Origin of the sequence: Zhongshania sp. (genome assembly GCF_041623545.1) — a bacterium.
Taxonomy (GTDB): domain Bacteria; phylum Pseudomonadota; class Gammaproteobacteria; order Pseudomonadales; family Spongiibacteraceae; genus Spongiibacter.
The window spans coordinates 1-1716 of the sequence record NZ_JBFJWS010000437.1 but is presented as its reverse complement, the minus strand read 5'-3'; the positions used below and the strand labels follow the sequence as shown (position 1 = coordinate 1716).

Here is a 1716-nt window from a genome sequence, read left to right as displayed (position 1 = left end):
CCATTCATGCACAACCACTACCGCTGGACCCGGATCAGCTTTAGACGAATCACTGTATAACACCGCCGAACCCAATTTACCGGGTAGGCTTAATTTACTCTCCACAAGCTCGGCGTTCGCCGCCGAGGCAAACAATACCAATGCGCTAAACCATGCGACTAACTTCATTTTTGGCTCCTTCTTTTGGTGATATTCGATCATGCGTCAAACAATATAGCGCTTATCAGATACCGAGGGGTAGCGTATCACTGTCACGTCGAACGTCTGGCGTCTGGCGTCTGGCGTCTGGCGTCTGGCGTCTGGCGTCTGGCGAAAAGCATACAGCGGCACTCACATCATATCCCGTTCCACATCCCGCAACCGCCGCGAATAGCTGCGGCAGTTTTTCCACAGCCAATCTTCCTTGGCCCGACGCGCCTTCTTCATTGCCGCACCACTGGCGTAGCCCGTAAGCTTTTTACCCGCACCGAGAGCCTGCTCTAAACGAACAACTTCAACTTTTTTGGCACGGCACGCTCGCCAATCAGCGGCCTGAGCTGACGCAGTAATCGTTAACGCAGCGCTCAATAGCGCTATGGGGTATTTCATGGCGACCTCCTTGTCGACATTAAGCGGTTTCAATCCAGAGCCGATAAGTTAAAACACAGTTACGCGCCATGCAAACACAGCTTAACTGTCTTAACGAGTGCGCCAGTGGCATAATACGCCGCTGATGCCCGCTACCGGAATTTCTTGCATGAGCAGAACAGCCCTCCCCGAATTTCTTACCAACGCCGCTGTCCCCAGTGAACTTCAGTCCGTCATTCTTGGTCTTGCCGACGTCAGCGTAACAATTAGCCAAGCCCTCGCCAAAGGCGCTTTGGCCGGTGTACTCGGCGCTGCCGGTGCTGAAAACGTGCAGGGCGAAGACCAAAAGAAGCTCGACGTTATTGCCAATGATCTTATTAAAGACGCCCTAGCGGCATTGCCTGCGGTTCGCGGTCTCGCCTCTGAAGAAGAACCCGATGTCGTTGCCTGTCACACCGATGGCCAATACTTGGTCACCTTCGACCCATTAGATGGCTCATCGAATATCGACATTAACAGCATGGTCGGCACCATTTTCTCGGTGCTGCCCCACACTGGAAGCGCTGCGGTCACCGAACAGGACTTTTTGCAGCCCGGCCGTCAACAGGCCGCAGCTGGTTATGTATTGTACGGCCCATCGGTAATGCTCGTTTTGAGTACTGGCAATGGCGTGGCGATGTTCACTCTGGATCAGGACCAAAACACCTACTTGCTAACGGAGTCTGAAGTTAGCATTTCAGTCGAGGCGAAAGAATTTTCTATCAATATGTCTAACCAGCGCCACTGGGTTGCTGGCATGCAAAATTACATTAGCGACCTGCTGCTTGGCAAAGAAGGCCCCCGGGGCAAAGACTTTAATATGCGCTGGGTGGCCGCAATGGTGGCTGATGTTCACCGCATTCTGTGCCGAGGCGGCTTATTCACCTACCCCTGGGACAGCCGCAAACCCGAGCAGGCCGGCAAATTGCGCCTAATGTACGAAGCCAACCCCATGGGGTTTTTAGTTGAGCAGGCCGGGGGCGAGGTCTGGACACCAGAGGGCAAAATTCTCGACATTCAACCCGAACATATTCATCAGCGGGTTCCGGTTATTCTCGGCGCGGCGAGCGAAGTTAAAATTTGCGTTGACTACCACCAGCGCTGATTTTT

At 53.5% G+C, this 1716-nt stretch carries 2 protein-coding genes; one reads left to right on the top strand and one right to left on the bottom strand.

Going from position 1 to position 1716, the window contains the following annotated elements; genetic code table 11:
- Nucleotides 1-330 precede the first annotated feature (330 nt).
- Nucleotides 331-588, bottom strand: a complete 258-nt coding sequence (locus ABYT30_RS18950) for a hypothetical protein (protein ID WP_373084308.1) — start codon at nt 586-588, stop codon at nt 331-333.
- Nucleotides 589-736: 148 nt separating this feature from the next.
- Here ABYT30_RS18950 and ABYT30_RS18945 point away from each other — a divergent pair, with 148 nt between their 5' ends.
- Nucleotides 737-1711 (top strand): class 1 fructose-bisphosphatase, encoded by a 975-nt coding sequence (locus tag ABYT30_RS18945; RefSeq protein ID WP_373098098.1) that lies wholly within the window; start codon nt 737-739, stop codon nt 1709-1711.
- Nucleotides 1712-1716 lie beyond the last annotated feature (5 nt).